Genomic DNA, 25858 nt, shown 5'->3' on the forward strand with positions numbered 1-25858 from the left:
TGCAGTGACGTACCGCCTCGAATGAAAAAACATAATATGAACATAGAACTTGGCAGTCAACCGGTTCGGTCTAGTCCGCTGCACATTGGCAGTCATCAAAGCGCAAAGCGTCCGCGCAATAAGGCTGCCATGGCCATGCGACTGGCGATCATTTGTCGCTGCTCTTGATGGTGATCAGCGTGATCTCGGGCGCGGCAAACAGGCGGATTGGCGGCCCCCAGGTGCCGGTGCCGCGGCTGACATACAGCCGTCGCCCGTCGGCCAGTTCGGTCAGGCCGGTATGCACACGGTAGGCCAACCGTGTCAGGTAGACAAACGGGAATATCTGGCCGCCATGGGTATGCCCGGACAGTTGCAGGTCAAAGAGGGTGTCGCTGTCCACCACCGGCTGGTGTTTCAGGAGGACGATGAATTCATCCTTGTTGACGGACGTGCGGGCCGGGCGTGTGTCGAGTCTGGCGTGCTGCCCCGCAGGCATGGCGGCGGGGTCATCAACGCCCGTCAGCACGATGCCGCCGACATTGACCGATTCGCCGCGCAACACTGCAAAGCCGGCGTGGCGCAGGAATCGCAGGGATGTCTCCAGGCCCGCATAGTGTTCATGATTGCCGGTGACTGCGTAGGAACCCAGTGGTGGCGCATAGGACTGGAAATGCCGGGCCAGCGCATCAAGGTCGTCACCTTGCCCATCGACGATGTCCCCGGTTGCGACGAGGATGTCAGGCCGGATCTCACGCAACCTGGCGATGACGCGTTCAAGAAATTCATCTCCCAGCATGACGCCCAGGTGCAGGTCGGATATCTGCGCGATGGTGACCTGGCCGGTGGCGAGCTTCGGCGTGGTGATGCTGATTTCTTCTACTTGGATCTGTCGCGCCGCGACAATTCCGTAGGCCAGCAGGGTCAGTGCGAGCAGGCTGACGGCACCCAGCGTCATCATGTGGCTCAGCGACCAATGAAAACGCAGCAAGGTCACGAGTGCATGGCCAAGGTCGAACAGCAGCCCGATGCATAGAAAAAGGAACAGATACCCCATCCACGTGTAGCTCACCCAGGCCGTGGCGGAGGTGACCCGATGCCAGTTTTGCCGCTCCAGAAACCAGACCAGCAGCGGGGAAAAAGTGAGGAGTGCGCCCGCCAGTATCAGCGCCAGACCCAGGCCATATGAATGCGCAAGGGCCATCCACACTTTGCTGAGCGCGTAGACATGCATCGAGCCGTAAACCAATAGAGCGGCGCTCAGAAAAGTCAGCATCAACGTCTTCCCAAGTGCGATGGACGACTGCCGGTCCCTTGCGTGTGATCAGTCTGGCTTCTTCTCACGACCTGCTTGGGTCGATGGGGCAGTTCGCCGCCACAGACCAACGGGCGTCAGAGACTGAAGTCGTAATCGATCGTGAGCGGGGCATGGTCACTGAAGCGCTGCCCCTTGTACACCTCCACCGCCCGCGCACTGCCAGCGAGATCCGGCGACGCCAGGTGGTAGTCCAGCCGCCAGCCCACGTTCTTGGCATAGGCCTGCCCCCGATTGCTCCACCAGGTGTAGGCTTCGTCAGTGGCAGTGGGCTGCAGCTTGCGGTACACGTCCACCAGGCCAGCCTCGTTCAGCAGCTTCGTCATCCAGGCACGCTCTTCGGGCAGAAAGCCGGAGTTCTTGCGATTGCCTTTCCAGTTCTTCAGGTCAATTTCCTGATGTGCAATATTCACGTCGCCGCACAGGATGAGCTCGCGTCCGGCCTTGAGTTGCCCCAGATGCGGATAGAACTCCTCGAGAAAACGGAATTTGGCCTGCTGGCGCTCCTCCCCGGACGACCCACTTGGGAAATAACAACTGACAACGGACCGTTTTGCGCTCGGGGTGTCAAAACGCAGCTCGACGTAACGACCCTCGGCGTCAAACTCGGATGAGCCATGACCCACGATGACGTCACTGGGTTCATGCCGGGTGTAAACGCCCACGCCGGAATAGCCCTTCTTCTCGGCAAAATGGAAGTAGCCCCGGAGACCAGCCAGTTCCTCGAACCGGCCCCGCACATCAACGGCCTGCGCCTTGACTTCCTGCACACAAATACAATCAGGCTTGACCTGCGCCAGCCAGGCTTCGAGGCCTTTGCTGGTGGCAGAGCGGATGCCGTTGAGGTTGAGGCTGGTCAATTTAAACAAGGAATGTCCCATGTCAGAGAGTTTCGCAACAGAACCTGGCCAAGCCCCGACGCCGGATGCGTTGGCCCAGGATTTTGTGCAGTTTGCAGTGGATTGTGGCGTGCTGCGCTTCGGTGAGTTTAAGACCAAGGCGGGCCGCATCAGCCCTTACTTCTTTAACGCCGGCCTGTTTGACGATGGTGCCAAGCTGGGAAGGCTTGCTCAATTTTATGCCCAACGTCTGCTCGCCAGCGGCATCGAGTTCGACATGATTTTCGGCCCGGCCTACAAAGGCATTCCGCTCGGCGCCGCACTGGCGGTCGAGCTCGCACGCCTGGGCCGCAATGTGCCTTTTGCCTACAACCGCAAGGAAGCCAAGGACCACGGCGAGGGTGGAACCCTGGTGGGCGCCGCCCTGAAAGGACGCGTGCTCATTGTGGACGACGTGATGTCAGCCGGCACGGCGGCACGCGAATCGATTGCCATCATCCAGGCGGCGGGTGCGACGGCACACGCCGTTGTCATCGCACTGGACCGGCAGGAAAAAGCAACTGAAAACGGCATGGACGTGGATCACAGTGCTGTCCAGTACGTTCAAAAACAGCTCGGGCTGCAGGTTTGTGCGATTGCGAGGCTGTCTGATTTAATGCAGTATCTCGAAAAGCACAGTGCCGAGGGTCTGGCCGCCGACCATCAGCGCGTTCTGGCTTATCGACAACGTTATGGCGTAGAAGAAGGTTAAACATGTTCGGATCACATCGGTACGCCATGAGGCCCCAGTTGACAATCCTGTTGCTGGCCATGCTGTCAGGCGTGACATCGACGCAGGCGCAACAAGCGAACCCACAGGGCATCTATACCTGCGTCGACGCCAAGGGTCGCAAACTGACATCAGACCGACCCATTGCCGAGTGCACAGACCGGGAACAAAAGGTACTCAATCCCAGCGGCACGGTGAAGGCCAAGGTGGGACCCACCCTGACCGCCCATGAGCGCACGGAGCAGGAGGCCAGGGAAAAGGCGGAACAGGAAGAACGAGCCCGCATCAACGAGGAGAAACGGCGAGACCGGGCACTGCTGATCCGCTACCCCAACAAGGGCGTGCACGACAAGGAACGCACCGAGGCATTGGCCCAGATCGGCGTGGTGAGACAGGCGGCGGCCAACCGGGTCGAGGAATTGATGCGCCAGCGCGCGGCGGTCAATGAAGAGATGGAGTTCTACAAAAAAGATCCGAGCAAGGCCCCGCCATCGGTGCGCCGCCAGGTCGATGAGGTGGCCCAAAGCCTGGCCGTGCAGGGGCGCTTCATTGCCGACCAGGACAGTGAACTCAAACGCGTCAACGCACGCTTTGATGAAGAGCTGGCGCGCCTGAAGCAGCTGTGGGCAATGCAGTCACCCGCGGCTGCGGCCCCAAAAACGCGCTAACGCGCCCAGGGCACGGACGGATTCAGTCGGGTTCAGCCCAGTTTTTTGCGCAACAGGTCGTTGACCTGCTGCGGGTTAGCCTTGCCCTTGCTGCCCTTCATGATCTGCCCAACCAGGGCGTTCAGCGCCTTGCCGTTGCCAGCTTTGTATTCCTCGACATTTTTCGGATTGGCGGCCAGCACATCGTCAACGATTTTCTCCAACTCGCTGCTGTCGCTCATCTGTTTGAGACCCTTGGCTTCAATCAGGCCATCAACATCCTCGCCTTCACCATTCCAGATCGCATCGAACACCTGCCGTGCAGCGTTGTTTGAAATCGTGCCATCGTTGATCCGGGCGATCAGCTTGGCAAGCTGCCCTGACAAGACCGGGGTTTGCTCAATTTTGAGTTCGCTGGCATTCAATCGGCGCGAGACTTCGCCCATGATCCAGTTGCCGGCAAGCTTCGGCTGGCCGCAGGCTTTGGCCGTGGCCTCGAAATAAGACGCGATCTCGCGACTCTGCGTCAAGGCGGTGGCATCGTATTCGGACAGTCCATAGTCAGCCACAAAGCGCTGCGCCATCACACGCGGCAACTCTGTCATTTCGGAACGCACGCGCTGCACCCATTCGTCCGCAATCACCAGTGGCGGCAAATCCGGGTCCGGGAAATAGCGGTAGTCGGCCGCATCTTCCTTGGTGCGCATGGCGCGCGTTTCGCCGGTGTCAGGGTTGAACAATACAGTGGCCTGCTGGATCGCATGCCCGTCCTCAATCTGCTCAATCTGCCAGCGCACTTCATAGTCGATGGCCTGCTGCATGAACTTGAAACTGTTCAGGTTCTTGATCTCGCGCCTGGTACCCAGCGGCTCGCCGGGCCTGCGCACCGACACATTGGCGTCGCAGCGGAAGCTGCCTTCCTGCATGTTGCCGTCGCAAATGCCGATCCAGGTCACGATCTTGTGCAGTTCCTTGGCGTAGGCCACGGCCTCGGCACTGGAACGCATGTCAGGCTCGGTCACGATCTCCAGCAAAGGCGTGCCGGCACGGTTCAGGTCAATGCCGGTCTGCCCGACAAAGTCTTCATGCAGCGATTTACCCGCGTCTTCTTCCAGGTGGGCACGCACCAGGCGCACCGATTTTTTTTCATCGCCCAGAAAGAACTCCACGTCACCGCCCTGCACCACAGGAATTTCAAACTGGCTGATCTGGTAGCCCTTGGGCAGGTCAGGGTAGAAATAATTCTTGCGGGCAAAGACGCTGCGCGGCGCAATGTGCGAGCCAACGGCCAGCCCAAACTGGATGGCGCGCTCCACCGCACCCTTGTTCATCACTGGCAGGGTACCGGGCAGGGCCAGATCCACTGCGCAGGCTTGCGTGTTGGGTTCAGCACCAAAAGCTGTCGGCGCGCGGCTGAAGATCTTGGATTGGGTGGAGAGTTGGGCGTGGGTCTCAAAGCCGATGACAACTTCATAGCCCATCACCAACGGGGACTTGGGTGTATTCATGTTCAAAATCCCTCCGGCTTGGCGGCATGCCAGTCGGTGGCCTGCTGGAAGCGATGCGCCACATTGAGCAGCTTCGCCTCCTGCAAATAATCGCCAATCAGCTGCATCCCCACCGGCATGTGACCAGCGCCAAAACCCACCGGCAGACTCATACCGGGCAATCCGGCCAGCGAGCCCGGCAAGGTGAAGATATCGGCCAGATAATCGGCCAGCGGATCATTGCCGTGCCCTCCGAGCTTCCAGGCTACCGTGGGCGCCACCGGCCCGGCGATCACGTCGCACAGCTTGAAGGCCTGCTGAAAATCGTCGGCAATCATGCGCCGGATTTTCTGCGCCTGCAGGTAGTACGCATCGTAGTAACCGTGCGACAGCACGTAGGCGCCGATCATGATGCGGCGTTTAACCTCATCGCCAAAACCCTCGGCACGAGTCTTCTTGTACATGTCGATCAGATCGACGTACTTCTCCGCTCGGTGGCCAAACTTCACACCATCGAAGCGGCTCAGGTTGCTGGACGCTTCAGCGGGCGCGATGATGTAATAAACGGGAATGGACAGTTCGGTGCGCGGCAGCGAAATGGGGACCAGTGTCGCGCCCAGCTTTTCGTACTCCCTGAGAGCCGCATCCACCGCGGAGCGCACGTCGGATGCCAGACCTTCGCCAAAGAATTCACCGGGCACGCCAATGCGCAAACCTTCCAGCGAATCATTCAGTGAGCGACTGAAGTCTTCAGCAGGCACATCAAGCGAGGTCGAGTCCCGGTCCGGGTCGGGTCCGCACATGGCCGACAGCAGCAAAGCGCAATCTTCCGCGGTGCGTGCCATTGGCCCGGCCTGATCCAGGCTGGAGGCAAAAGCCACCATGCCATAGCGGGACGCGCGACCGTAGGTAGGCTTGATGCCCGTGATGCCACAAAACGAGGCGGGCTGGCGGATCGAGCCCCCCGTGTCGGTCCCGGTGGCCGCCAGCACCAGGCGGGCTGCAACGGCTGCGGCGCTGCCACCGGATGAACCACCGGGTGTGCGTGTGACATCCCACGGGTTCTTGACATTGCCAAAGGCTGAATTCTCATTGGCTGAGCCCATGGCAAATTCGTCGCAATTGAGCTTGCCCAGGGTGACCACCCCGTGTTGGGCCAGGTTCGCCACCACCGTGGCGTCAAACGGTGAGCGGTAGCCGGCCAGCATTCTGGAGCCCGCCGTGCAGACGAAATCCCGGGTCACAAAAATATCCTTGTGCGCCACGGGCACGCCCAGCAGCCCCTGAAGAGGGCTTGCCGTGCCTGCGGCCAATGCCACGTCCGCAACTCGCGCCTGGGCCAGCGTCACTTCTTCGTTGATGGCCAGAAAGGCACCCAGTGAGGCGTGGGTTCTGGCGCGTGCCAGGAAGTGCTGCGCGGTCTCGACAGCAGAGACTTTGCGCTCGCGCAGCTGGGCGGCCAACCCGGCCACGGTGAGGTCATGCAGTGCAGGGGTATCGTGTGTCATGTCTTATTCAATCACCTTGGGTACCAGAAACAACCCGTGCTCTGCGGCCGGGGCATTGCGCATATTGGCCTCGCGGTTGTTGGGCTCGCTCACCAGATCCTCACGCAGGCGCAAAGTAATTTCCTGAATGGTAGCCACGGGGTGCGCCAGCGGCTCGATACCCGTGGTATCTACCGCACGCATTTTTTCGACCATGTCGAAAAATCCATTTATTTGCATCCGCATGCGCTCACTTTCATCCGGTTCGAGTTCAAGTCGGGCCAAGTTGGCAATGCGGGCGATGTCAGCAGATGTGAGGGACATAACGGATTTTCATTCGAAACCGGTTGTAAAACACCTCCCGAGAGGCATTGCCGGTTAAAGTTTTCACAGGGGATAAGGTATTATCCTGCCTTTGGCCTGATGTCTGCGGCCCCGCAGGGTTTTGCCAGAATAATTCGATTTGAACCAGTCAACATGGCGATCGTCGGCCGAAGCGCCGGCCATGCCCGAGAGGATATTTAATGTTTGGAGCATTCCGTCAGTATTTCTCCACTGACCTGGCGATCGACCTTGGTACGGCGAACACCCTCATTTACGTGCGTGACAAGGGTATTGTGCTGGACGAGCCATCGGTTGTCGCCATCCGCCATGAGGGCGGCCCGCAAGGCAAGAAGACCATCCAGGCTGTCGGCAAGGAAGCCAAGGCCATGCTGGGCAAAGTACCCGGCAATATTGAAGCCATCCGCCCGATGAAAGACGGCGTCATTGCCGACTTCACCGTCACCGAGCAGATGCTCAAGCAATTCATCAAGATGGTGCACCCGCGCAGCATCTTTCGGCCCAGCCCGCGCATCATCATCTGCGTCCCGTGCGGCTCCACCCAGGTCGAGCGCCGCGCCATTCGCGAATCGGCCCTGGGCGCCGGTGCCAGTGATGTGTACCTGATTGAAGAACCGATGGCGGCCGCCATTGGTGCCGGTCTGCCGGTCAGTGAAGCCAGCGGCTCCATGGTGGTGGACATTGGCGGCGGCACAACCGAAGTCGGCGTGATCTCGCTGGGCGGCATGGTCTACAAGGGCAGCGTGCGTGTAGGCGGCGACCGGTTTGACGATGCCATCATCAACTACATCCGGCGCAACTACGGCATGCTCATTGGCGAGCCGACGGCAGAAGCGATCAAGAAGAAAATCGGCTCTGCCTTTCCGGGCAGCGAAGTCAAGGAAATGGAAGTGCGCGGACGCAACTTGTCCGAAGGCGTGCCCCGCAGCTTCACCATCTCAAGCAACGAAATCCTGGAAGCCCTGACCGATCCGCTCAACAACATTGTGTCGGCCGTGAAAAATGCGCTGGAGCAGACGCCACCCGAGCTGGGGGCTGACATTGCCGACCGCGGCATGATGCTGACCGGCGGTGGAGCCCTGTTGCGGGACCTGGACCGCCTGCTGGCCGAAGAAACCGGTCTGCCCGTCCTGGTGGCCGAAGATCCCCTGACCTGTGTGGTGCGGGGATGCGGGATGGCGCTGGAGCGGATGGATCGTCTGGGCTCCATTTTCACCAGCGAATAATTTCCGAATGCCGCGATGCCACTAGGTACGCTGGACGGTACGCCTCCCCCGTTTTTCAGGCAAGGCCCCTCGGCTTTGTCCAAACTGGTGTTTTTCAGCGTACTGGCCCTGTTCCTGATGGTGGCCGATGCGCGCTTTGATGTCATGCAGCCGCTGCGTGCAGGCCTGGCCACCGCGCTCTACCCGGTTCAATGGCTGGTCATGCGGCCCGTGGTATGGGCCCAGGGCGGGGCCCAGTATTTCGAATCACTCAAGGCCTCCCAGACCAGTGAAGAAGCAGCCCGCCGCAAGCTGGCGTTGCAGTCGCAGCGCGCCAACCAGGTAGAACAGCTCATCCTGGAAAACACGCGTCTTCGCCAGCTACTGTACCTGCGCGACAGGGTGACCACATCCTCTCAGGCCGCGCAGGTACTGTATGACGCAGCGGACCCCTACACCCGCAAGGTCGTTATTGACCGGGGCGTGCTTGACGGTGTGGTGGCCGGCTCACCCGTACTGGATGAAGCCGGCGTTTTGGGTCAGGTCACGAGGGTCTACCCCATGGTCAGTGAAGTGACTCTGGTCACGGACCGCGACCAGGCGATTCCTGTGCTGAACACACGCACCGGTGCGCGGGGAGTGGCCTTTGGTGACCCGGCATTGCGTGCCAGCGGGCTGGAGCTGCGGTTCATGGCCGCCAACGCGGACGTCCAGGCTGGCGACCTGCTCACCACCAGTGGCATGGACGGCGTCTACCCGCCTGGTTTGCCGGTGGCCAGGGTGGAAAAGGTTGAGCGCAGGATGGACTCAGCCTTTGCCCGGATCACCTGTTTGCCACTGGCCCTGGTCTCGGGAGTGGGGCACGTGATGGTGCTGAAACCGCTCACCGCCCAGGTCGCACCCCGGCCCGCCGCGGAGCCCGCACCCGCACCTGCCAGGAAGGGACTCAGGAAATGATCATGCGCCGAGGGCATCAGCTGCTGCTGCCCGCCAATCCGCTCTTCATCTGGGGCAGTCTGCTGGGGGCACTGTCCCTCAACATGTTGCAGAACATGGGCCTGTGGGGTCGCGCGGCCTGGCTGCCGGATATTCTGGCCCTGGTGCTGGTGTTCTGGAGCATCCATCAACCGCGGCGTGTGGGCATTGGTGTCGCCTTTGTCTTTGGACTTCTTGTCGACGTCCACCAAAGCGCCATGCTCGGACAGCATGCACTGAGCTATACCGTGCTGAGTTTCCTTGCGATTGCCATTCACCGCCGGCTGCTCTGGTTCAGTGTGCCTCTGCAGGCGTTTCAGGTCCTGCCGCTGTTTGTGGCATCCCATGCCATTGAGTTGAGCGTTCGCATGATGGCGGGCGGAGCCTTCCCCGGTTTGCTGATCTTGCTGGCGCCGGTCATTGAGTCGCTGCTGTGGCCCGTCGTGAGCGTCGTGCTGCTGCTCCCGCAAACCCGAACGCCCAATCCAGATGCGGTCCGGCCGCTGTAGTGATATGACGCTCACGCTTATCGCTTCGTGTATTTCAGCGCGTCCGCAGCGGCGACTGCCATGACCGAACTTCGCAATGTCGAAGCCGACCTGTCCCGCTTTCGGGCACGGGTGCTGGTGGCAAGTATCGCGGTCGTGCTTGGCTTTGTGTTGCTGGCTTCCAGGCTGGTATACCTGCAGATCGTGCGCCACGACGACCTGATGGAACAGGCTGAAAACAACCGCACGGCCATTGTGCCGGTCGTGCCCAACCGTGGCCTCATCCTGGATCGCAACGGCATTGTGCTGGCTACCAACTACTCAGCCTACACACTGGAAGTGACGCCCGCCAGGATAGCCGACCTCGAACAGACGATTGACGAGCTGTCAAAGGTCATGGATATCTCAGTGCGGGATCGGCGCCGTTTCAAAAAATTGCGGGAAGAGTCCAAAAACTTCGAGTCCCTTCCCCTGCGCACCCGTTTGACCGATGAGGAAGTGGCAAAGTTTGCGGCGCAGCGCTTTCGCTTTCCGGGCGTCGACATCAAGGCCCGGCTGTTTCGAAACTACCCCTATGGGGAACTGGCCAGCCACGTCATCGGCTACATCGGCCGCATCAACACGTCCGAGAAAGAGAAGCTCGACGAATCCGATGATCAGGCCAACTACCGGGGCACGGAGTACATCGGCAAGCTGGGCGTGGAGCAGAGTTTTGAGGCCCAGTTGCACGGCACTACCGGGGTGGACTCGATGGAAACCTCGGCCGGGGGACGTGCCATGCGCAAGCTGGCCAGCAGTCCGTCCACGCCGGGCGACACCGTCGTGCTGTCCATCGATATCAAGCTGCAACATCTGATCGAACAGCTGTTTGGCGAGCGTCGCGGCGCGCTGGTGGCGCTGGATCCCCAAACCGGTGAGGTTCTGGCGTTCGTCAGCAAGCCCACTTTCGATCCCAATCTGTTTGTCGATGGCATTGACACCGAAAGCTGGAAGGCACTCAACGAGTCCATCGACAAGCCACTGCTGAATCGCGCCCTTCGCGGCACCTACCCGCCAGGCTCCACGTACAAGCCATTCATGGCAATGGCCGCGCTGCAGACCGGAACCCGCGCCCCGACGACCATCATCAACGACCCTGGCTTCTACATGTTCGGTGGACACCGGTTTGGCAGCCCGGAGAACGAGCGCGGGGGCCAGATGGACATGCACCGCGCCATTGTTGAATCCAGTAACGCCTATTTCTATTCTCTGGCCAACGAAATGGGCGTGGATGCGATGCACGACTTCATGAAGCCTCTGGGCTTTGGACAGCTCACCGGCATCGACATCCATGGTGAAGTGCGCGGCATTTTGCCCAGCCAGGAGTGGAAGCGCAACTATTACAAACGTGCCGAACAGAAAAAATGGTATCCGGGCGAGACCATTTCTCTGGGCATTGGCCAAGGCTACAACAGCTTCACCATGCTGCAGCTGGCCCAGGCAACGGCCACCCTGGCGAACAACGGTATCAAACACAAACCGCAGCTGGTCATTGCCACACAGGACGCCACCACCCGAACGCGAATACCTGTGCCGCCTGACGCGCCAACAGACCTGGGCTACAAACCCGATAACGTGGCGATCGTGCGCAAGGGCATGGTCGATGTGACCCTGGTGGGCACATCGGCGCGCGCGTTTGCCGGTGCGGGCTACGTCAGCGGCGGCAAGACCGGTACAGCACAGGCGGTCACCATGAGCCAGAAGGAAAAATACAATGCGGCCAACATGGAGGAGCGACAGCGGGACCATGCGTTGTACATTGCCTTCGCACCCGCGGAAAATCCCAGGATTGCCCTGGCGGTGATCGTTGAAAATTCCGGTTTTGGGGGCGCCAATGCCGCGCCCATTGCACGGCGGGCATTTGACTACTGGCTATTGAACCAATACCCCAGTGAAGCCGACATCGCGGCCGTCCGGCTGGGGCAGGCCACGGCGCCCGTCGGCAAACCCCGCCCGGTGGTTGAGGTGCCCTGGCCGCCCGGCGCACCCGTGTCCGCGACCGCGCCGACATCTGCCGGGTCCGCTGCCATGGCGGCATCGCCAAATCCGGCCAGCACCGCACAACCCTGACGCCAGAGTATTCTCACTGACGCAGAAAAGCGTCGTACGCGGTCTTCAGAATCAGGGCACTGACCACAACAATGAAGACCACCCGTACAAAACCGGCGCCGTGCTTGAGTGCCATGCGCGTGCCCAGCAGGCTGCCCACCACATTGGCCAGTGCCATGGCCACAACGAAATGCCACCAGATGTGGCCCTTGGCAGCAAACAGAATCAGCGCGGCCATATTGGTCGCCGTGTTGATCAGCTTGGCCGATGCAGACGCACTCAGAAAATCGTAGCCCAGCAGGCGCACAAACAGAAAGACGAGAAAGCTGCCGGTCCCCGGCCCGAAAAAGCCGTCATAGAAACCGATCGCAGCCCCTATCGCCGCAGCAACATAAGCCTCCTTGGAGCCAGAGAACCGGGGCGTGTGGGTGCGACCCAGATCCTTTTTCAACAAGGTGTAGATGAGCACAACCAGCAGGACCGCCGGCAACACTTTGCGCAAGTAGGCGGGCGACACCACGGTCACCAGCCAGGCCCCGGCAAAAGCCGCGACAAAACCGGAACCCGCTGCTGGCAACAGGGCCGCCCAACGCATTTCGACCCGGCGGCTGAAATGCCAGGTGGCGAATGCCGTGCCCCAGACCGAAGCCCCTTTGTTGGTGCCAAAGAGGGTTGCAGGATGGGTCGCGGGGAAGGTGGCAAACAGGGCGGGCACCAGAATCAGGCCACCACCGCCCACAATCGAATCCACAAAACCGGCCAGGAGCGAGGCCAACGAGACAATCAACAATTCCATCGCGTCATTGTCTCACCCGTTTTTTGCGCCATTCGCTATGCTATCAATAGCTACTCGCGCAATGAACACGAGGATTTCTGGCACTTCAATTGAAAAAGGCACCGGGGTTACCGGTGCCTTCTCAAATCGCAGTTGCTTGCAGATGCGTCTTTTTTGTATGCCCGTGCGGGCTTGTCTCCAGGGCCTTTTCTCCTTCAGCGGGCCTGAGGCCCGTTGACGAATGGCGCAAATGTACGCCCCCAAACCCATCGGCACATTAGGACTTACCCTCTCAGCCGTTGCGCTGCGTCCTCGACGATCCATTGCGCTGCCTTCTCCGCAATCATCAGCGTTGGTGAGTTGGTGTTGCCGCTGGTAATCAGCGGCATCACGCCGGCATCGACAACCCGCAGGCCGGCAATCAGGCCGCCTTTGCCGCGCACCCGAAGCCGCGAGTCCACCACCGCCATCGGATCATCCGACGTGCCCATTTTCGTGGTCCCCACGGGATGAAAGATGGTGGTGGCAATGTCGCCCGCCAGCTTGGCCAGGTCCTCGTCCGTCTGGTACTGGGGGCCGGGCCTCCACTCTTGCGGCTGGTACTGGCTGAGTGCCGGTTGGGCCACGATGTTGCGCGTGACACGCAGCGAATCGGCGGCCACCTTGCGATCGGCGTCGGTGCTCAGGTAGTTGGGCGCAATGGCCGGTGCGTCTTCAAACTGGCTGCTCTTGATCTGCACGGTACCGCGACTCGTGGGGTTGAGGTTGCACACGCTGGCCGTGAACGCGTTGAAGCTGTGCAGCGGCTCGCCAAAAGCCTCCAGGCTGAGCGGTTGCACGTGGTACTCGATGTTCGGATAGGGCTGGGCCGGGTCGCTGCGCGTGAAGGCGCCCAATTGCGAGGGCGCCATGCTCATCGGACCGGTTCGCTTGAGGGCGTACTCCAGGCCAATCATGGCTTTGCCCCAGAGTGAACTGGCCTGCGTGTTCAAGGTCTTGACGCCCTGGACCTTGAACACCGCACGAATCTGCAGATGATCCTGCAAGTTGGCCCCCACGCCCGGCGCGTCATGCGCCACGGCGATGCCGTGCTGCTGCAGCAGCGCCGCCGGACCAATGCCGGAGAGCTGCAGAATCTGGGGCGAACCAATGCTGCCCGCACTCAGGATGACTTCCGCGGTGGCGGTGGCCGTCACCATCTCGGAGCTGGCCCACACCTGAACGCCAGTGCAGCGCTGGCTGCCATCGGGCTGGGTTTCAAGCAGCAGCTTCGCCACCTGGGCCGAAGTCCACATCTCGAAATTGGGCCGTGCGTAACAGGTCGGACGCAAGAAGGCCTTGGCCGTGTTCCAGCGCCAACCCTCTTTCTGATTGACTTCGAAATAGCCCACGCCTTCGTTGTTGCCCTGGTTGAAGTCATCGCTGGCAGGAATGCCCGCCTGCTGCGCGGCCTGGGAAAACGCATCCAGCACATCCCAGCGCAGGCGCTGCTTTTCAACCCGCCATTCGCCACCGGCATTGCGGTGACGCAGCACCTGGGCGTAGGGGTCGGACTTGTTGCTCATCAGCGCCGGGGCGACGCCGCGCGCACCGTGCGAGGCGTTGGCACCTTTGTGATGGTCTTCATGCAGTTTGAAATACGGCAGAGCGTTACCCCAGGTCCAGGCATCGTCACCGGTGAGCCGCGCCCACTCGTTGTAATCACGGGACTGCCCGCGCATGTAAATCATGCCGTTGATGCTGCTGCACCCACCCAGCGTTTTGCCACGCGGGTAGCGCAAGGCTCGCCCGTTCAGGCCGGCGTCCGGTTCAGTGTTGTAAAGCCAGTCAGTGCGCGGGTTGCCGATGCAATACAGATAGCCCACCGGGATGTGGATCCAGTGGTAGTCGTCACGGCGGCCTGCTTCGATCAGCAGGACGCGCTTGGTCGCATCCGCCGAGAGTCGGTTGGCCAGCAGGCAACCCGCCGTACCGGCGCCGATGATGATGTAGTCGAAAGTGGTGCTCATGCTCATTGCCCGACCCAGTTCGGCTTGCGCTTTTCCTGGAACGCCTTCTGCCCCTCTTTGGCATCTTCGGTCAGGGTAAACAGGGCAATCTGACTCTCGGTGAACGACATGGATTCTTCAAACGCCATGGCCTCCACCTTCTTGAGGGTGTACAGGCCGCGGCGGATGGCGGCGGGCGATTTGTCCAGCAAACGGTCCAGCAGCCACTGCAGTTTGGCGTCCACATCGTCATCCACATAATTCACCAGCCCAACTTCCAGCGCTTGCGCTGACGTGATGGGCTCGCCGGTCAGACACATCTCATTGAGTGTGCGGCGCGGGATCAGATGCTGCAACACGCTCAGCACCTGGGCCGGAAAGACGCCGACTTTGACTTCGGGCAGGCCAAACACCGCGTGGCGCGCCGCCACTGCCATGTCGCACATCGACATCAGGCCCATGCCACCCGCCATACAGGCGCCGTTCACCCGCGCAATCAGGGGCACATAACTGGCACGGGCGGCGCGCAACAACTGCGCCAGATGGCCGTGCGGTTCGGAATAGTCGGTGGTGAAGGCCTGGGCCGACTGCAAATCAGCGCCGGCGCAAAAGGCTTTTGCGCCAGCGCCGGTAATGACAATGGCGCGGATGTCGCGTTGACCCTGCGCCGCCGAGATTGCCTGCGTCATGCCAGCCAGTACACCGTGGCTCATGGCGTTGCGCCGCTCCTCGCGCGTGATGGTCAGCCACAGCACCGGGCCACGTTGTTCCACGCTCAGCTCTGGCGTGGATGACGAATTGGGATTGTTCACGGGGTCTCCTGTTTGGGGGACATTTTGCCGCATCGCCCGATTGGCCTGAATCGGGCCATCGGGCGCGGCTCGACCTGTCGAAGAAATTTACACATCAACGGCCCTATCCAGTTTTTTGCACCGGCTTAATGCGCAAGCCCCTGTTTTCAAATGCCTTTTCAGGATGGCGCGAAATTTGCTGTCTGTTTTGTTGGCCGGCCGAAAACCAGGCGCCGCGACCGTGAAGTTCAACCAAAAAGAGAGAGACAAGATGATATTCAAACGCCTTCGCGCCATCCTGCTGCCCCTGCTCGTGAGCCTTCCCCTGAGTGCCCTGGCCGGGCCATTCACCCACCTGTTTGTGTTCGGCGACAGCCTGTCGGATACGGGAAACCTGTCCACCCTCACGGGTGGAGCAAACCCGGGAACCGCACAACCTTACGACAACGGACGCTATTCGAACGGCAAGCTGTGGATCGAGGGCCTGGCGGCCGGCCTGGGGCTCGCCAACGACGCCGCCCCGGCACTGCTGGGTGGCAACAACTACGCCTTTGCCGGTGCGCGTACCGGCCTTGCCGGGAGCCCCCCCGGCCTGTTGGCGCAGGCGGCCGGTCTTTGGGGCACAGGCTACGCCCCCTGGGGACTGCCCGCTCATCTTTCTGCTGATCCCAATGCCCTTTATGTGGTGGTGGGAGGCGGCAACGACATGCGTGATGCGCGCTCAGCCATCGGAGGCAACTCGGCGACCCGTCAGGCTGCAGCCGCGGCGGCCATCGGCAACCTCGCCAGTACCATCGGCTACCTGGCGAGCATGGGTGCCAAGAACGTCCTGATTTCCACACTGCCCGATCTGGGCTACACGCCGGAAGCGGTCCTCCTGGGCCTGACGGCAGCATCGTCCGACGCCTCGGCCTGGTTCAACGGGTATTTCCCCGGCCTGATGGGTTTCGGTGCCTCGCTGGGGTTGAACATGAACCTGCTGGACATGGCGGCCTTGTCCGCTGACATCCGGCAACATCCGTCAGACTATGGCATCACCAACACCAGCTGGCCGTGTGCCGGATTCGCCTATTCGCAAGGTGTGAGCTGCGATCAATCTTCATTCTCGGACGTCCTGCATCCCTCCGCTTACGGGCACAGTCTGTTCGCCCGCGCCGCACTCGACGTGCTGGGCGTTCCGGAACCCGATACCCTGGCCCTGTTCGGGCTGGCGTTGCTGGCGCTGGCCGTGGCGCGCCGCCGCCGGGCAAACTGAAGCCCGTTGGGGCGGTGACAGACGGGCACTGAAAGCCCGCCATGAATGAATTACGCGCTCGACACGCCGGGTGCGGTGCTGGATGACCTGCCTTTAGCGGTACGATCGAACTCCAGCTTTAAGAGTCAATACCCCTCCATGGAGGAAAACACCCCACGCATCACACGTCACACCACGCCCGAGGGTGTCAGTGTGCTGCTGTCGGGCTGCTGGGCGGCGGAGCGGCTGGCCGAGCCCGTGGCATGGGCACAGATTCAGTCGGAGTTGAGTGCATGCGCTGCGCCCGAAGCAACCGGCTGGAGCTGGGATTTGCGCACATTGGAGCGGCTGGACCATACCGGCGCCCAGCTGCTGTGGAACGCCTGGGACCACCAATGGCCGGCCAGGTTGTTGGTACTTGATCCACAGCGCGCGATGCTGGCGCGGGTGGCGCAGTACGCCATACGGCCCCCGGTGGCGACCCGCCTCTCGGCCTGGCAGGTTTTCCTGTCGCTCGGCGCCATGGTCTGGTTTCTGATTGACCATATCCGGGATTTGATCCGCCTGATGGGCCAGCTGCTGCTGGACGCCATCAAACTGGGGCGGGCACCGGCCAAGGGGCCCTGGCGCGATGTGTCCGGCCATCTGTACCACATTGGCGCGACGGCATTGCCGATCACGGCGCTGGTGGGCTTTCTGATTGGCGTGGTGCTGGCCTACCTGATGTCGCTGCAGTTGCGCCAGTTTGGCGCCGATGCCTTCATCGTCAACATCCTGGGCATCTCCCTCATCCGCGAACTCGGGCCGGTGCTGGCGGCCATCCTGATCGCCGGGCGCTCCGGCTCGGCCATCACAGCGCAAATTGGCGTGATGCGGGTCACCGAAGAACTGGATGCCATGCGCGTGATGGGGATTGCCAAAGGCTACCGGCTGGTGCTGCCGCGCGCCATTGCGATGGCCGTGGCCATGCCCTTGCTGACGGTGTGGACCACGCTGGCAGCGCTGCTGGGCGGCATGCTGGCGGCAGACCTGGCGATGGGGGTGACGCCCGCCTATTTCTTTGCATCCCTCCCGCGGGCAGTGGAGATATCCAACCTCACGCTGGCAGTTGGCAAATCGGTGGTGTTCGGCCTGCTGATTGCGGTGATCGGCTGCCACTACGGTCTGCGCGTCAAACCCAATACCGAAAGCCTGGGGCAAGGCACCACGGCCTCGGTGGTGACCTCCATCACCATGGTAATTCTGGTGGATGCGCTGTTTGCGGTCATCTTCAAGGACATCGGCATATGAACCAGGCCACGCCAACCGTCCAGGTCCCCGAACCTGTGGTGGAGATCGACAAACTGTGGTCGGTGTTTCGCACCGCAGGGCAGGATGCCGTGATTCACAAAGACCTGGACCTCACCATCAACAAGGGCGAGCTGATGTCCATCGTGGGCGGCTCCGGCAGTGGCAAGACCGTGTTGCTGCGCCAGATCCTGGGGCTGGAAAAACCGGCACGCGGGCGGGTCACGGTGCTGGGCAAACCGGCCGCGCAACTGGGCTCAGAGGGCGCAGCCAGCCGCGTGGGCATGCTGTTCCAGCATGGCGCCCTGTTTTCCGCCTTCACGGTCCTGGAGAACATTGCCTTTGCGCTACGCGAACTCAGAACACTGCCCCGTGCGCTGATTCGGGACACGGCCATGGTCAAGCTGCAGATGGTCGGACTGGACCCGGCGCAGGCGAACAAAATGCCGGCTGATTTGTCGGGGGGCATGGTCAAACGCGTGGCACTGGCACGGGCGCTGATCATGGACCCGCCCCTGCTGCTGCTCGATGAGCCCACCGCCGGTCTGGACCCCGACAGCGCCGACGCTTTCTGCGCGCTGCTGCGTTCCCTGCACCGCGAACTGGGGCTGACCGTGGTGATGGTGACGCATGACCTGGACACCCTGTTTGAACTCAGCACCCGTATTGCCGTGGTGGCCGACAAGCACATCATCGCGAGCGGCCGCCCGCAGGATGTGATTGCCTATCCCCATCCTTTTATTCATGACTTCTTCCTCGGTGAACGGGGGCAGCGCGCCATGGGCTTGTTGCGCGAACAACCCTTCGCAGTGTAAAAAGAGAACCGTATGGAAAACAAATCCCACGCCCTGGCGGCCGGCGCTTTTGTGCTGGTGGTCACGGCCCTGCTCGTGGCACTGGCCACCTGGCTGACCCGCGACACCAGCGAACACCGGGTCTACGAACTCTCCAGCGCCGAGGCAATCAGCGGCCTGCAACCACAGGCCGCCGTGCGCTTCAAGGGCGTGAACGTGGGCAAAGTCACGACCATCGGCTTCGACCCCCTGACCCCCCGCAATGTGCTGGTGCGCATCGCCATCGACGACCAGGCCCCCATCACCCAGTCAACCTTCGCCACGCTGGGCTTTCAGGGCGTCACCGGCCTGGCCTTTATACAGCTGGACGACAGCGGCGAGTCCAAAGTCGCTCTACCGGCCGGCACCGAGCCACCCGCCCGCATTCCGATGCGGCCCAGCCTGCTGTCGCGATTGACTGATCAGGGCGCCGGCATCCTGTCGCAACTGGAGGAAAGCAGTCGCCGCGTCAACCTGCTGCTCTCCCCCGAACACCAGAAAAGCCTGATGGGCGCCATCAACAACATGGGCCAGGCGGCTGCCAGCATCAACCAGCTCTCGACCAGCGCCAGCAAGACACTCCCGCCACTGGTGCAGGAAGCCAATGCCACATTCAAGACCATGAAGATCACGTCGGTGCAGGTGGGCGAGAGCGCCGACGAGGCCCGTGCGTCAGCCCGGGCCTTCCGCACCGTCACCGAGCGCATGGATGAAAAAGGGGGCACGCTGGACCAACTGGCCGAAGGCGTGAACACCCTGGCCGCCACCGGGCAAGCCCTGAATGCCGCGACCCTGCCGCGACTCAACCGCGCCGTCGATGACGCCGCCCGCACGGCGCGCCAGGTGAGCCGGGCCGCCAACACGGTCAGCGACAACCCGCAGTCCCTGATTTTTGGCAATGGGCCGCCAGCGCCCGGTCCCGGCGAACCCGGCTTTTCTGCGCCCTCGGGCAAACCATGAAGGACGCTATGAATTTAATAGCTGCTCAAGCTTATTCCACAAGGGCTAGAGGCATATTTCTTCTAATTTCTCTGGTGCTGACCGGTTGTGCCCTGCCCGGCCAACCCGTGCGCCCGGCGATCTACGACTTTGGCCCCGGCGCCCGGAGTGCCGCGTCAGCCAGCCAAGCTCGTCTGGCCCCGCTGGCGGTGGCCGACGTTGAGGCCAACCCCGCGCTGGACAGCACCGCCGTCCTGTACCGGCTGGCCTATGCCGACGACCAACAACTGAAGGCCTATGCCCAGGCGCGCTGGAGCATGCCACCGGCCCAGTTGGTTCGACAGCGCCTGCGCGAACGCTTGGGTCAGCACCGCGCCCTGCTCAACCCCGGGGAAGGCGGCTTGCCAGGTGCACCGGCCCCACTCACGCTGCGCATTGAACTGGAGGAGTTCAGCCAGCTGTTCGAGGCGCCCGACAAAAGCGTGGGCCTGCTGCGCCTGCGCGCCACGGTGGTCCGGCCCGGCTCCGGTGGTGAAACACTGGTGGCGCAGCGCAGCGTGACCGTACAGCGACCGGCCATCAGTGCGGACGCTCCTGGCGGCGTGCGCGCCATGACGGCCGCCACGGACGCCGCGGTGGGAGAGCTTGACCAGTGGCTGCAAGGGCTGATGCCCTGAACCTCACAAGCTCAGCACCATGCGATCCATTGAGCAGCAACTTGAAGGTCTCGGGCTGGAGGTGCTCGGCGCCTGCACCAGTCTGTCACGCTACACGCCTGGCTGGCGCCATGGCATGGTCCTGCTTGAAGACTTCACCCCGCACGAGGTGGATGCGCTCGGCGCGCTGATGCTCAAGGTGCGAGCCCAGCCCGGCCAGATTCTGATCAACGAGGGCGACCGGGGCGACTGGATGCTGCTGGTGCTCGACGGCACGGTGGACATCACCAAGAGATCCGGCAACGGCGGTTCCTCTCGACTGGCGGTTGTCAAACAGGGCGCGACGGTGGGGGAGATGTCCATGTTTGATGCAGCGCCACGCTATGCCTCGTGCCTGGCCATTGAGACCGTCGAGGCCGGCGTACTGGCACGCAGCACCATCACCCGGCTCATTGCAGACCATCCCGCCGTGGGCGCCAAGCTGCTGGTCAAGTTCACCCAAATGCTGGCCCAGCGTCTGCGCAACACCAGCAACCAGCTGGTCAAATCCATGCATAACGCCGGGGGCGGCAGCGCCCAGGCCTGGGTCGCAAGCTCGCGCGACGATGACAAAGACCGGGTGGGGCCCACCTAGCGGCGAAGCTGGCCGATCGTATGTTCATGTCACTGCCAATCTGGCGCTGTGTGGGCTAGCCAACAGACATCGGGGCATGGGTGGCTCAAACTGACCTCTAAGCTGCGAAGTCGGACAGGCATTCAAATCTGTCTTGCCAGAAGCTCAGCAACCCTTCGGAAAATCGGACACAGAAAGGCTTCCCATGTTTTCAATTGCCATAGTCGTTATCGCTTTGTTGGCAGTACCAGCATGTCAGACTCTAGCGTCGCGGACGCTTTACGAAGCCTAGTTCCTGGGCTATCTCGAAATCGCCTGGGACTAGCGTCGATTTTTCGATGATTTCACCGGCCGCCGTGGCAGGATTCCCAAGGCGGCACGGGCAAGCGCATCGGCTTCTCCGTTGCGGTGGCACGGTATCCACTCCAGGCTTGCGTAGTCGAACGAACTGAGCAGTGCGCGAGCTTCGTCGAAGATGGCGGCCAGCCGCGCAATGGGCTTGACGTCCACACCGCCGAGCTGTTCGACGAGGATGCTGCTGTCGCAATAGACAAGCAGTGCCGTGGCGCCGCGCGTCTGCAGTTCCCGAAGTGCCGCCATCAGCGCCAGCAGTTCAGCTTCATTGTTACAGCCCCTCGTATTGGTCGCCTGCGAGAGGGTGTGGCGGGCGCCATTGGGTTCGGTCAGCACCGCACCAATGCCCATGCGGCCAGGATTCGGCATCGCGCTGCCGTCACAGTAGATGACCCAGGGCTGGGGTGTCGCGGGAACAGGATCGGCCATAGCGCCCGCTACAGGATTTCCACTCAACGGCGAACCAGTCGCAATCCAAGTTCATGGGCGAAGCTTGGGTGGGGCACCTTGGCGTAGGGTGGCTTTGGCCAGACCCATTCGCGCTCGGGAAACAGCGCTCTCATCGCATTGATGTCACAGTGATACGGCGGGCCCACCACCAGGCCCTGTTCGCTTGCGGCCGGCCGGATCATCTGCATGAACAGCACCCAGAGACTGCCTCCCGGCTTCAGCCAGGCATGCAACTGCCGGGCATACTGAAACCAGAAGTCGGGGTGAATCGCGCAGAGACAGGTTTGCTCGTAGATGGCATCGAAAGACTCGTCTGGCTGATAGCGCAGCACGTCAGCCTGGATGACCTCGGCACTGAGAGAGCGGCCGTGTAGCAGGGCCCGGGTTCGTTCTACTGCCGCAGCGGTGTAGTCAATGCCCGTGACATCGAAGCGGCGCCTGGCCAGCTCCGCAACCTCCCACCCGCTGCCGCACCCTGGCACAGCGATCCGGCACGGCTGCAAGTCGCCGCTGTCCAGCCACGCCAATAACTGGGGACTCGCACTGCCACGGTCCCAGCCGGTTTCTTTCTTCTCAAAACGTTCTTGCCAAAATTCAGTGCTAGGGCCTGCCATCGTCGTTGCTCTCTGGTGAAAATTCAGTGAAGTCTAAGCGCCGGTACCGGCATTGAAAACAGACCCAGCTACCAGGCGTCGATCGCCAGGCCGTTCGCCGCTGGCAACTCCCGCTGCGCCTGCAGACCGCTCACCAGCCAGTCCCGCGTCTGCGCCGGATCGATCACCGCGTCAATCTCCAGCGTGGCAGCCATGTTGATGGCGCTGCCGTTGTCGTATTGCCTGGCCACCAGTTGCTCGTACAAGGCCTCGCGCTCCAGCCCCTCGGGCGCCGCTTCGAGCTCCTTGCGGTAGCCCAGCCGCACGGCCCCTTCCAGCCCCATGGCGCCAAACTCAGCCGAAGGCCAGGCCACGGTGAACAAGGGTGAGTGAAAGCCGCCGGCGGTCATGGCCATCGCACCCAAACCGTAGCCCTTGCGCAGCACCACACTCAAAAACGGCACCCGCAAATGCGCGGCTGCCAGGAACATGCGGCTCACATGACGCACTTGCGCCTGTTGCTCCATCTCCGGGCCGACCATGAAGCCGGGCGTGTCCACCAGGCTCACCAGCGGCAGGCCGTGCGCGTTGCACAACTGCATGAAACGGGCGGCCTTGTCCGCAGCGTCGGCGTCAATGGCCCCGCCCAGGTGCAGCGGGTTGTTGGCCAGCAGGCCGACCGGGCGGCCCTCGATGCGCGCCAGCGCGGTGTGAATGCCTTTGCCGAAGCCGGTGCGCAGTTCCAACAGGCTGCCCTGGTCTGCAATGCCGGCCAGGGCGGCACGCGTGTCGTACACCCGCAAGCGGTTTTCCGGCACCACGTCGCGCAGCGCCTGTGCATCCGGGGTCAGCCATTCCTTGACCCGCCCCTGGAAAAACGACAGGTAGTGCCGCGCCGCCGCCACGGCCTCCAACTCATCGTTCACCAGGATATCGATCACGCCGTTGCCGTGCTGCACGCTGCTGGGGCCAATCTGCTCCGGCTTGAACACACCCAGGCCGCCCCCCTCCACCATGGCCGGTCCGCCCATGCCGATGTTGCTATTTCTCGTGGCGATGATGACGTCGCTGCAGCCCAGCAGCGCCGCATTGCCGGCAAAGCAGCGCCCCGCCACGATGCCCACCACCGGCACTTGGCCATTGAGGCGCGCATAGCTGGCGAAAGTCGCCACATGCAGACCGGCCACGATTGGCATGTCGACATCGCCCGGGCGGCCACCACCGCCTTCGGCAAACAGCACCACCGGCAGTTTTTGTTGCAGCGCCAGCCCCAGCATGCGGTCGGTTTTCTGGTGGTTGCGCATGCCCTGGGTGCCGGCCAGCACCGTGGCGTCGTAGGACATCACGACCGCGCGGCTGTGCTCCGGCCCAAACAGGTTCTGGTTGATGCTGCCCATGCCGGTCACCATGCCATCGGCCGGCGTGTTCTTGATCAGGTCCTCCTCCGAACGGCGACTGCGTTGCGCGGCGACAGCCAGCGCCCCGTATTCCATGAAGGAATCGGCATCGCACAAGTCGGCGATGTTCTCGCGCGCCGTGCGCTGGCCCAGGGCATGACGCTTGGCCACAGCGTCGGGGCGGTTGGCGTCCGCGGTGAAGGCCTGGCGATCCAGTACCCGCTGCAGGTCGGCCCGCGGCTCTGTGGTCGGCTCCGGGTGAACGGGCGAAGAGGGGGCACCCGCTCCAGCCGTTTTATGAGCCGAATCGGCCTCCAGCCCACGTATCTCCTGCGCAAGCCGCTCCATATTTGATAGCAACTCACCTTCTGCCACCAGCGCGCCGTTGTCAAAGAACAGTTCAAGCACCCGTCCTGCATGTTGGGCACGCACTTCGTGCTCCATCTTCATGGCTTCCAGAATGACCACCAGGTCACCGGCTTTGACGGTATCACCGGGCTGGACCTGCCATTGAACAATCTGGGCTTGCAAGGGGGAACGGATTTCAGTCATGGGCAGGTGGTGGCTTGGACAAGCGGCGCAACATTGGGCCTGCGCCGGTGGCCCGCTTGAAATTACCACAAGGGGCGGCCAGCGCGTGTCGCGGGCGTTTTCGCGGAATCACCCGCCGCCTGCGGCCATCAGTACACTGGCGTTCAGAAAACATCTATATACCATCCACATGGATGGTGCTAAGATGGAGACATGCCAAAACCCAGCAAAACATCCCTGACGGCAACGCCCAAGCCGGTCGACGAAAAGATCACCATCAATCTCGGCTGTGTTGACCTCGGCCAGATCGACCTGCTGGTGCAGGAAGGTCTGTATTCGAACCGGACCGACCTGATCCGCACGGCGATCCGCAACCAGCTCACCACCCACGGCGAGGTGGTGCGCCAGGTCGTTTCGCGCAAGACGCTGGTGCTTGGCATCCAGCACTACACCCAGGCCGACCTGCTGGCCGTGCAGGCGGCGGGTGAAAGGCTGCAAATCCGCGTGCTCGGACTCGCCTCGATCGCACCCGACGTGACACCTGCGCTGGCGCTCGCCACCATCGAATCCATCACCGTGCTGGGTGCCCTGCACGCCAGTCCCGCCGTCAAAGCCGCGCTGATACAGCGCATGCTTTAACGGCGACCCTGAACAGAACCAAAGGAACCTCATGAACCCTGACTTCCAGCAACTGATGCGCAACGCCACCCGGCTCACCCGCTCGGGTGACCTGCAAGCCGCCACCGCCGCGATCCAGGCGGCGCTAGCTGGCGCAAGCACAGCGCCAGCCAGCGCTCCCGCCACGCCTGCCATCGACAAGCTGTTCCACGTAATCGACGTCGCCGCGCGCGAGGTGCCCGGTACCGAACCCTGCGCACCCAGCAGTGAGGAGACGCCTGGCCCGGAGAGCTTCATCGCTGGCAGCCACGGCGGCGGCGCTGGCCGGCGCGACTTCAAGCTCTATATTCCGCCGGGCGCGGGCGACCGGGCACTGCCGCTGGTGGTGATGCTGCACGGCTGCACCCAGCACCCGGACGACTTTGCCGCGGGCACCGACATGAATACGATCGCCAGCACGCAAGGCTTCTTTGTGCTGTACCCCGCGCAGTCACAGCAGGCCAACCCGCAACGCTGCTGGAGCTGGTTCAAACACAACCACCAGGCGCGCGGGCGCGGCGAGCCGGCGCTGCTGGCGGGCATGACGCGCGAGGTAATGGCGGGCTATGCGATCGACCCCGACCGCGTCTATGTCGCCGGTCTGTCTGCAGGTGGCGCCATGGCCGCCATCCTGGGTGACACCTACCCGGACTTGTACGCAGCAGTCGGCGTGCACTCCGGACTGGCACCCGGCGTCGCCACCGACCTGCCCTCGGCCCTGGGTGCCATGAAGGGCGGCGCCCGCCCGGTCCGCACCGGCGCAAGCGGCGTTGCAACCATCGTCTTTCACGGCGACGCCGACACCACGGTGCACCCAAGCAACGGCCACCAGGTCATCGCAGCCAGCGCCGGCACGGCGACAAGCATTGATGTGGAACGCCGACAAGCACCGGGCGGCCGGGCGACCACGCGCAGTGTGCACCGCGCCGCCGACGGCGCCGTGGTGGCCGAGCACTGGCTGGTGCATGGCGCACCGCACGCCTGGTCAGGCGGGAGCGCCAAAGGCAGCTACACCGACCTGCGCGGACCTGACGCCAGCGCCGAGATGCTGAGGTTCTTCCTGGAACATCCGCGCCAGCGCGGCCACTAAGCGCTACAGCTGCCGTGGCGGGCCGTAATGGGTCGTACCGCCTTGCGCC

General features: G+C 62.4%; 24 protein-coding genes and 1 pseudogene. 14 read left to right on the forward strand and 11 right to left on the reverse strand.

Annotated elements, in window-relative coordinates; all coding sequences use genetic code 11:
• Positions 1–148: 148 nt before the first annotated feature.
• Together Q7T10_RS12270 and Q7T10_RS12275 are read right to left on the reverse strand one after the other, a co-directional pair.
• Entirely contained in the window at positions 149–1255 is a 1107-nt protein-coding gene (locus Q7T10_RS12270; RefSeq protein WP_304748557.1) for a metallophosphoesterase, read from the reverse strand.
• A 116-nt stretch (positions 1256–1371) separates the two neighbouring features.
• Entirely contained in the window at positions 1372–2163 is a 792-nt protein-coding gene (locus Q7T10_RS12275; RefSeq protein WP_304748559.1) for an exodeoxyribonuclease III, read from the reverse strand.
• A 10-nt stretch (positions 2164–2173) separates the two neighbouring features.
• On the opposite strand from Q7T10_RS12275, the gene pyrE reads away from it, so the two are divergent.
• Both pyrE and Q7T10_RS12285 read left to right on the forward strand, forming a co-directional pair.
• Entirely contained in the window at positions 2174–2884 is a 711-nt protein-coding gene (gene pyrE / locus Q7T10_RS12280) for an orotate phosphoribosyltransferase (RefSeq protein WP_304748560.1), read from the forward strand.
• A 26-nt stretch (positions 2885–2910) separates the two neighbouring features.
• Positions 2911–3570, forward strand: a complete 660-nt coding sequence (locus Q7T10_RS12285) for a DUF4124 domain-containing protein (protein ID WP_304748562.1) — start codon at positions 2911–2913, stop codon at positions 3568–3570.
• A 32-nt stretch (positions 3571–3602) separates the two neighbouring features.
• Here the strand turns inward: Q7T10_RS12285 and gatB are convergent, their stop codons facing one another.
• The 3 genes from gatB to gatC are packed head-to-tail and all read right to left on the reverse strand — an operon-like array spanning position 3603 to position 6847.
• Positions 3603–5057: an Asp-tRNA(Asn)/Glu-tRNA(Gln) amidotransferase subunit GatB gene (gene gatB / locus Q7T10_RS12290; protein WP_304748564.1), complete on the reverse strand. Its 1455-nt coding sequence runs from the start codon at positions 5055–5057 to the stop codon at positions 3603–3605.
• Positions 5058–5059: 2 nt separating this feature from the next.
• Positions 5060–6544 carry an Asp-tRNA(Asn)/Glu-tRNA(Gln) amidotransferase subunit GatA gene (gene gatA / locus Q7T10_RS12295; RefSeq protein ID WP_304748566.1) on the reverse strand — a complete coding sequence of 495 codons (1485 nt, stop codon included), beginning with the start codon at positions 6542–6544 and terminating at the stop codon, positions 5060–5062.
• Positions 6545–6547: 3 nt separating this feature from the next.
• Complete coding sequence (gene gatC / locus Q7T10_RS12300) at positions 6548–6847, reverse strand: Asp-tRNA(Asn)/Glu-tRNA(Gln) amidotransferase subunit GatC (protein WP_304748568.1); 300 nt, start codon at positions 6845–6847, stop codon at positions 6548–6550.
• Between the two features lie 200 nt (positions 6848–7047).
• Between gatC and Q7T10_RS12305 the strand changes: the two genes are divergently transcribed.
• The 4 genes from Q7T10_RS12305 to mrdA are packed head-to-tail and all read left to right on the forward strand — an operon-like array spanning position 7048 to position 11642.
• Positions 7048–8091, forward strand: a complete 1044-nt coding sequence (locus Q7T10_RS12305) for a rod shape-determining protein (protein ID WP_304748570.1) — start codon at positions 7048–7050, stop codon at positions 8089–8091.
• 15 nt (positions 8092–8106) lie between these two features.
• Positions 8107–9027 carry a rod shape-determining protein MreC gene (gene mreC, locus Q7T10_RS12310; protein WP_304748572.1) on the forward strand — a complete coding sequence of 307 codons (921 nt, stop codon included), beginning with the start codon at positions 8107–8109 and terminating at the stop codon, positions 9025–9027.
• On the forward strand, positions 9024–9554 hold the full coding sequence (gene mreD / locus Q7T10_RS12315) for a rod shape-determining protein MreD (RefSeq protein ID WP_304748574.1): 531 nt from the start codon (positions 9024–9026) through the stop codon (positions 9552–9554). Before mreC ends, mreD begins: the two co-directional genes overlap by 4 nt.
• Before the next feature lie 60 nt (positions 9555–9614).
• Positions 9615–11642 carry a penicillin-binding protein 2 gene (gene mrdA, locus Q7T10_RS12320; RefSeq protein WP_304748576.1) on the forward strand — a complete coding sequence of 676 codons (2028 nt, stop codon included), beginning with the start codon at positions 9615–9617 and terminating at the stop codon, positions 11640–11642.
• 13 nt (positions 11643–11655) lie between these two features.
• Here mrdA and Q7T10_RS12325 read toward each other — a convergent pair whose 3' ends face one another.
• The 3 genes from Q7T10_RS12325 to Q7T10_RS12335 all read right to left on the reverse strand — a co-directional run bounded on the left by Q7T10_RS12325 (position 11656) and on the right by Q7T10_RS12335 (position 15196).
• Positions 11656–12417, reverse strand: coding sequence for a TSUP family transporter (locus tag Q7T10_RS12325; RefSeq protein WP_304748578.1), 762 nt, complete (start codon positions 12415–12417; stop codon positions 11656–11658).
• A gap of 263 nt (positions 12418–12680) precedes the next feature.
• Entirely contained in the window at positions 12681–14411 is a 1731-nt protein-coding gene (locus Q7T10_RS12330) for a GMC family oxidoreductase (protein WP_370653762.1), read from the reverse strand.
• Complete coding sequence (locus Q7T10_RS12335; protein ID WP_304748580.1) at positions 14408–15196, reverse strand: enoyl-CoA hydratase/isomerase family protein; 789 nt, start codon at positions 15194–15196, stop codon at positions 14408–14410. The genes Q7T10_RS12330 and Q7T10_RS12335 overlap by 4 nt, the downstream gene beginning before the upstream one ends.
• A 250-nt stretch (positions 15197–15446) precedes the next feature.
• Here Q7T10_RS12335 and Q7T10_RS12340 point away from each other — a divergent pair, with 250 nt between their 5' ends.
• The 6 genes from Q7T10_RS12340 to Q7T10_RS12365 all read left to right on the forward strand — a co-directional run bounded on the left by Q7T10_RS12340 (position 15447) and on the right by Q7T10_RS12365 (position 20758).
• Positions 15447–16430 carry an SGNH/GDSL hydrolase family protein gene (locus Q7T10_RS12340; RefSeq protein WP_304748582.1) on the forward strand — a complete coding sequence of 328 codons (984 nt, stop codon included), beginning with the start codon at positions 15447–15449 and terminating at the stop codon, positions 16428–16430.
• 138 nt (positions 16431–16568) lie between these two features.
• The gene (locus Q7T10_RS12345) at positions 16569–17699 is read left to right on the forward strand and encodes an ABC transporter permease (RefSeq protein ID WP_304748671.1); all 1131 of its coding nucleotides are present in this window, start codon (positions 16569–16571) and stop codon (positions 17697–17699) included.
• Positions 17696–18511, forward strand: coding sequence for an ABC transporter ATP-binding protein (locus Q7T10_RS12350; protein WP_304748584.1), 816 nt, complete (start codon positions 17696–17698; stop codon positions 18509–18511). The genes Q7T10_RS12345 and Q7T10_RS12350 overlap by 4 nt, the downstream gene beginning before the upstream one ends.
• A gap of 12 nt (positions 18512–18523) precedes the next feature.
• Positions 18524–19489 carry an MlaD family protein gene (locus tag Q7T10_RS12355; protein ID WP_304748586.1) on the forward strand — a complete coding sequence of 322 codons (966 nt, stop codon included), beginning with the start codon at positions 18524–18526 and terminating at the stop codon, positions 19487–19489.
• On the forward strand, positions 19486–20145 hold the full coding sequence (locus Q7T10_RS12360) for an ABC-type transport auxiliary lipoprotein family protein (protein ID WP_304748588.1): 660 nt from the start codon (positions 19486–19488) through the stop codon (positions 20143–20145). The genes Q7T10_RS12355 and Q7T10_RS12360 overlap by 4 nt, the downstream gene beginning before the upstream one ends.
• Positions 20146–20164: 19 nt before the next feature.
• Positions 20165–20758 carry a cyclic nucleotide-binding domain-containing protein gene (locus Q7T10_RS12365; RefSeq protein ID WP_304748590.1) on the forward strand — a complete coding sequence of 198 codons (594 nt, stop codon included), beginning with the start codon at positions 20165–20167 and terminating at the stop codon, positions 20756–20758.
• Between the two features lie 300 nt (positions 20759–21058).
• Here the strand turns inward: Q7T10_RS12365 and Q7T10_RS12370 are convergent, their stop codons facing one another.
• The 3 genes and pseudogenes from Q7T10_RS12370 to Q7T10_RS12380 all read right to left on the reverse strand — a co-directional run.
• Positions 21059–21520 carry a ribonuclease HI family protein gene (locus Q7T10_RS12370; protein ID WP_304748592.1) on the reverse strand — a complete coding sequence of 154 codons (462 nt, stop codon included), beginning with the start codon at positions 21518–21520 and terminating at the stop codon, positions 21059–21061.
• A 23-nt stretch (positions 21521–21543) separates the two neighbouring features.
• A complete protein-coding gene (locus Q7T10_RS12375) occupies positions 21544–22155 on the reverse strand; it encodes a methyltransferase domain-containing protein (protein ID WP_304748593.1) in 612 nt (203 codons plus the stop codon).
• Between the two features lie 68 nt (positions 22156–22223).
• Positions 22224–24074, reverse strand: a pseudogene (locus Q7T10_RS12380) (carboxyl transferase domain-containing protein); the annotation flags it as partial.
• A gap of 201 nt (positions 24075–24275) precedes the next feature.
• On the opposite strand from Q7T10_RS12380, the gene Q7T10_RS12385 reads away from it, so the two are divergent.
• Both Q7T10_RS12385 and Q7T10_RS12390 read left to right on the forward strand, forming a co-directional pair.
• Positions 24276–24701: a CopG family transcriptional regulator gene (locus tag Q7T10_RS12385; RefSeq protein ID WP_304748595.1), complete on the forward strand. Its 426-nt coding sequence runs from the start codon at positions 24276–24278 to the stop codon at positions 24699–24701.
• A gap of 31 nt (positions 24702–24732) precedes the next feature.
• Positions 24733–25809, forward strand: coding sequence for a PHB depolymerase family esterase (locus Q7T10_RS12390; RefSeq protein ID WP_304748597.1), 1077 nt, complete (start codon positions 24733–24735; stop codon positions 25807–25809).
• The last annotated feature ends 49 nt before the right edge of the window (positions 25810–25858 follow it).

This window comes from Rhodoferax sp., from assembly GCF_030646845.1.
Classification (GTDB): domain Bacteria; phylum Pseudomonadota; class Gammaproteobacteria; order Burkholderiales; family Burkholderiaceae_C; genus Rhodoferax.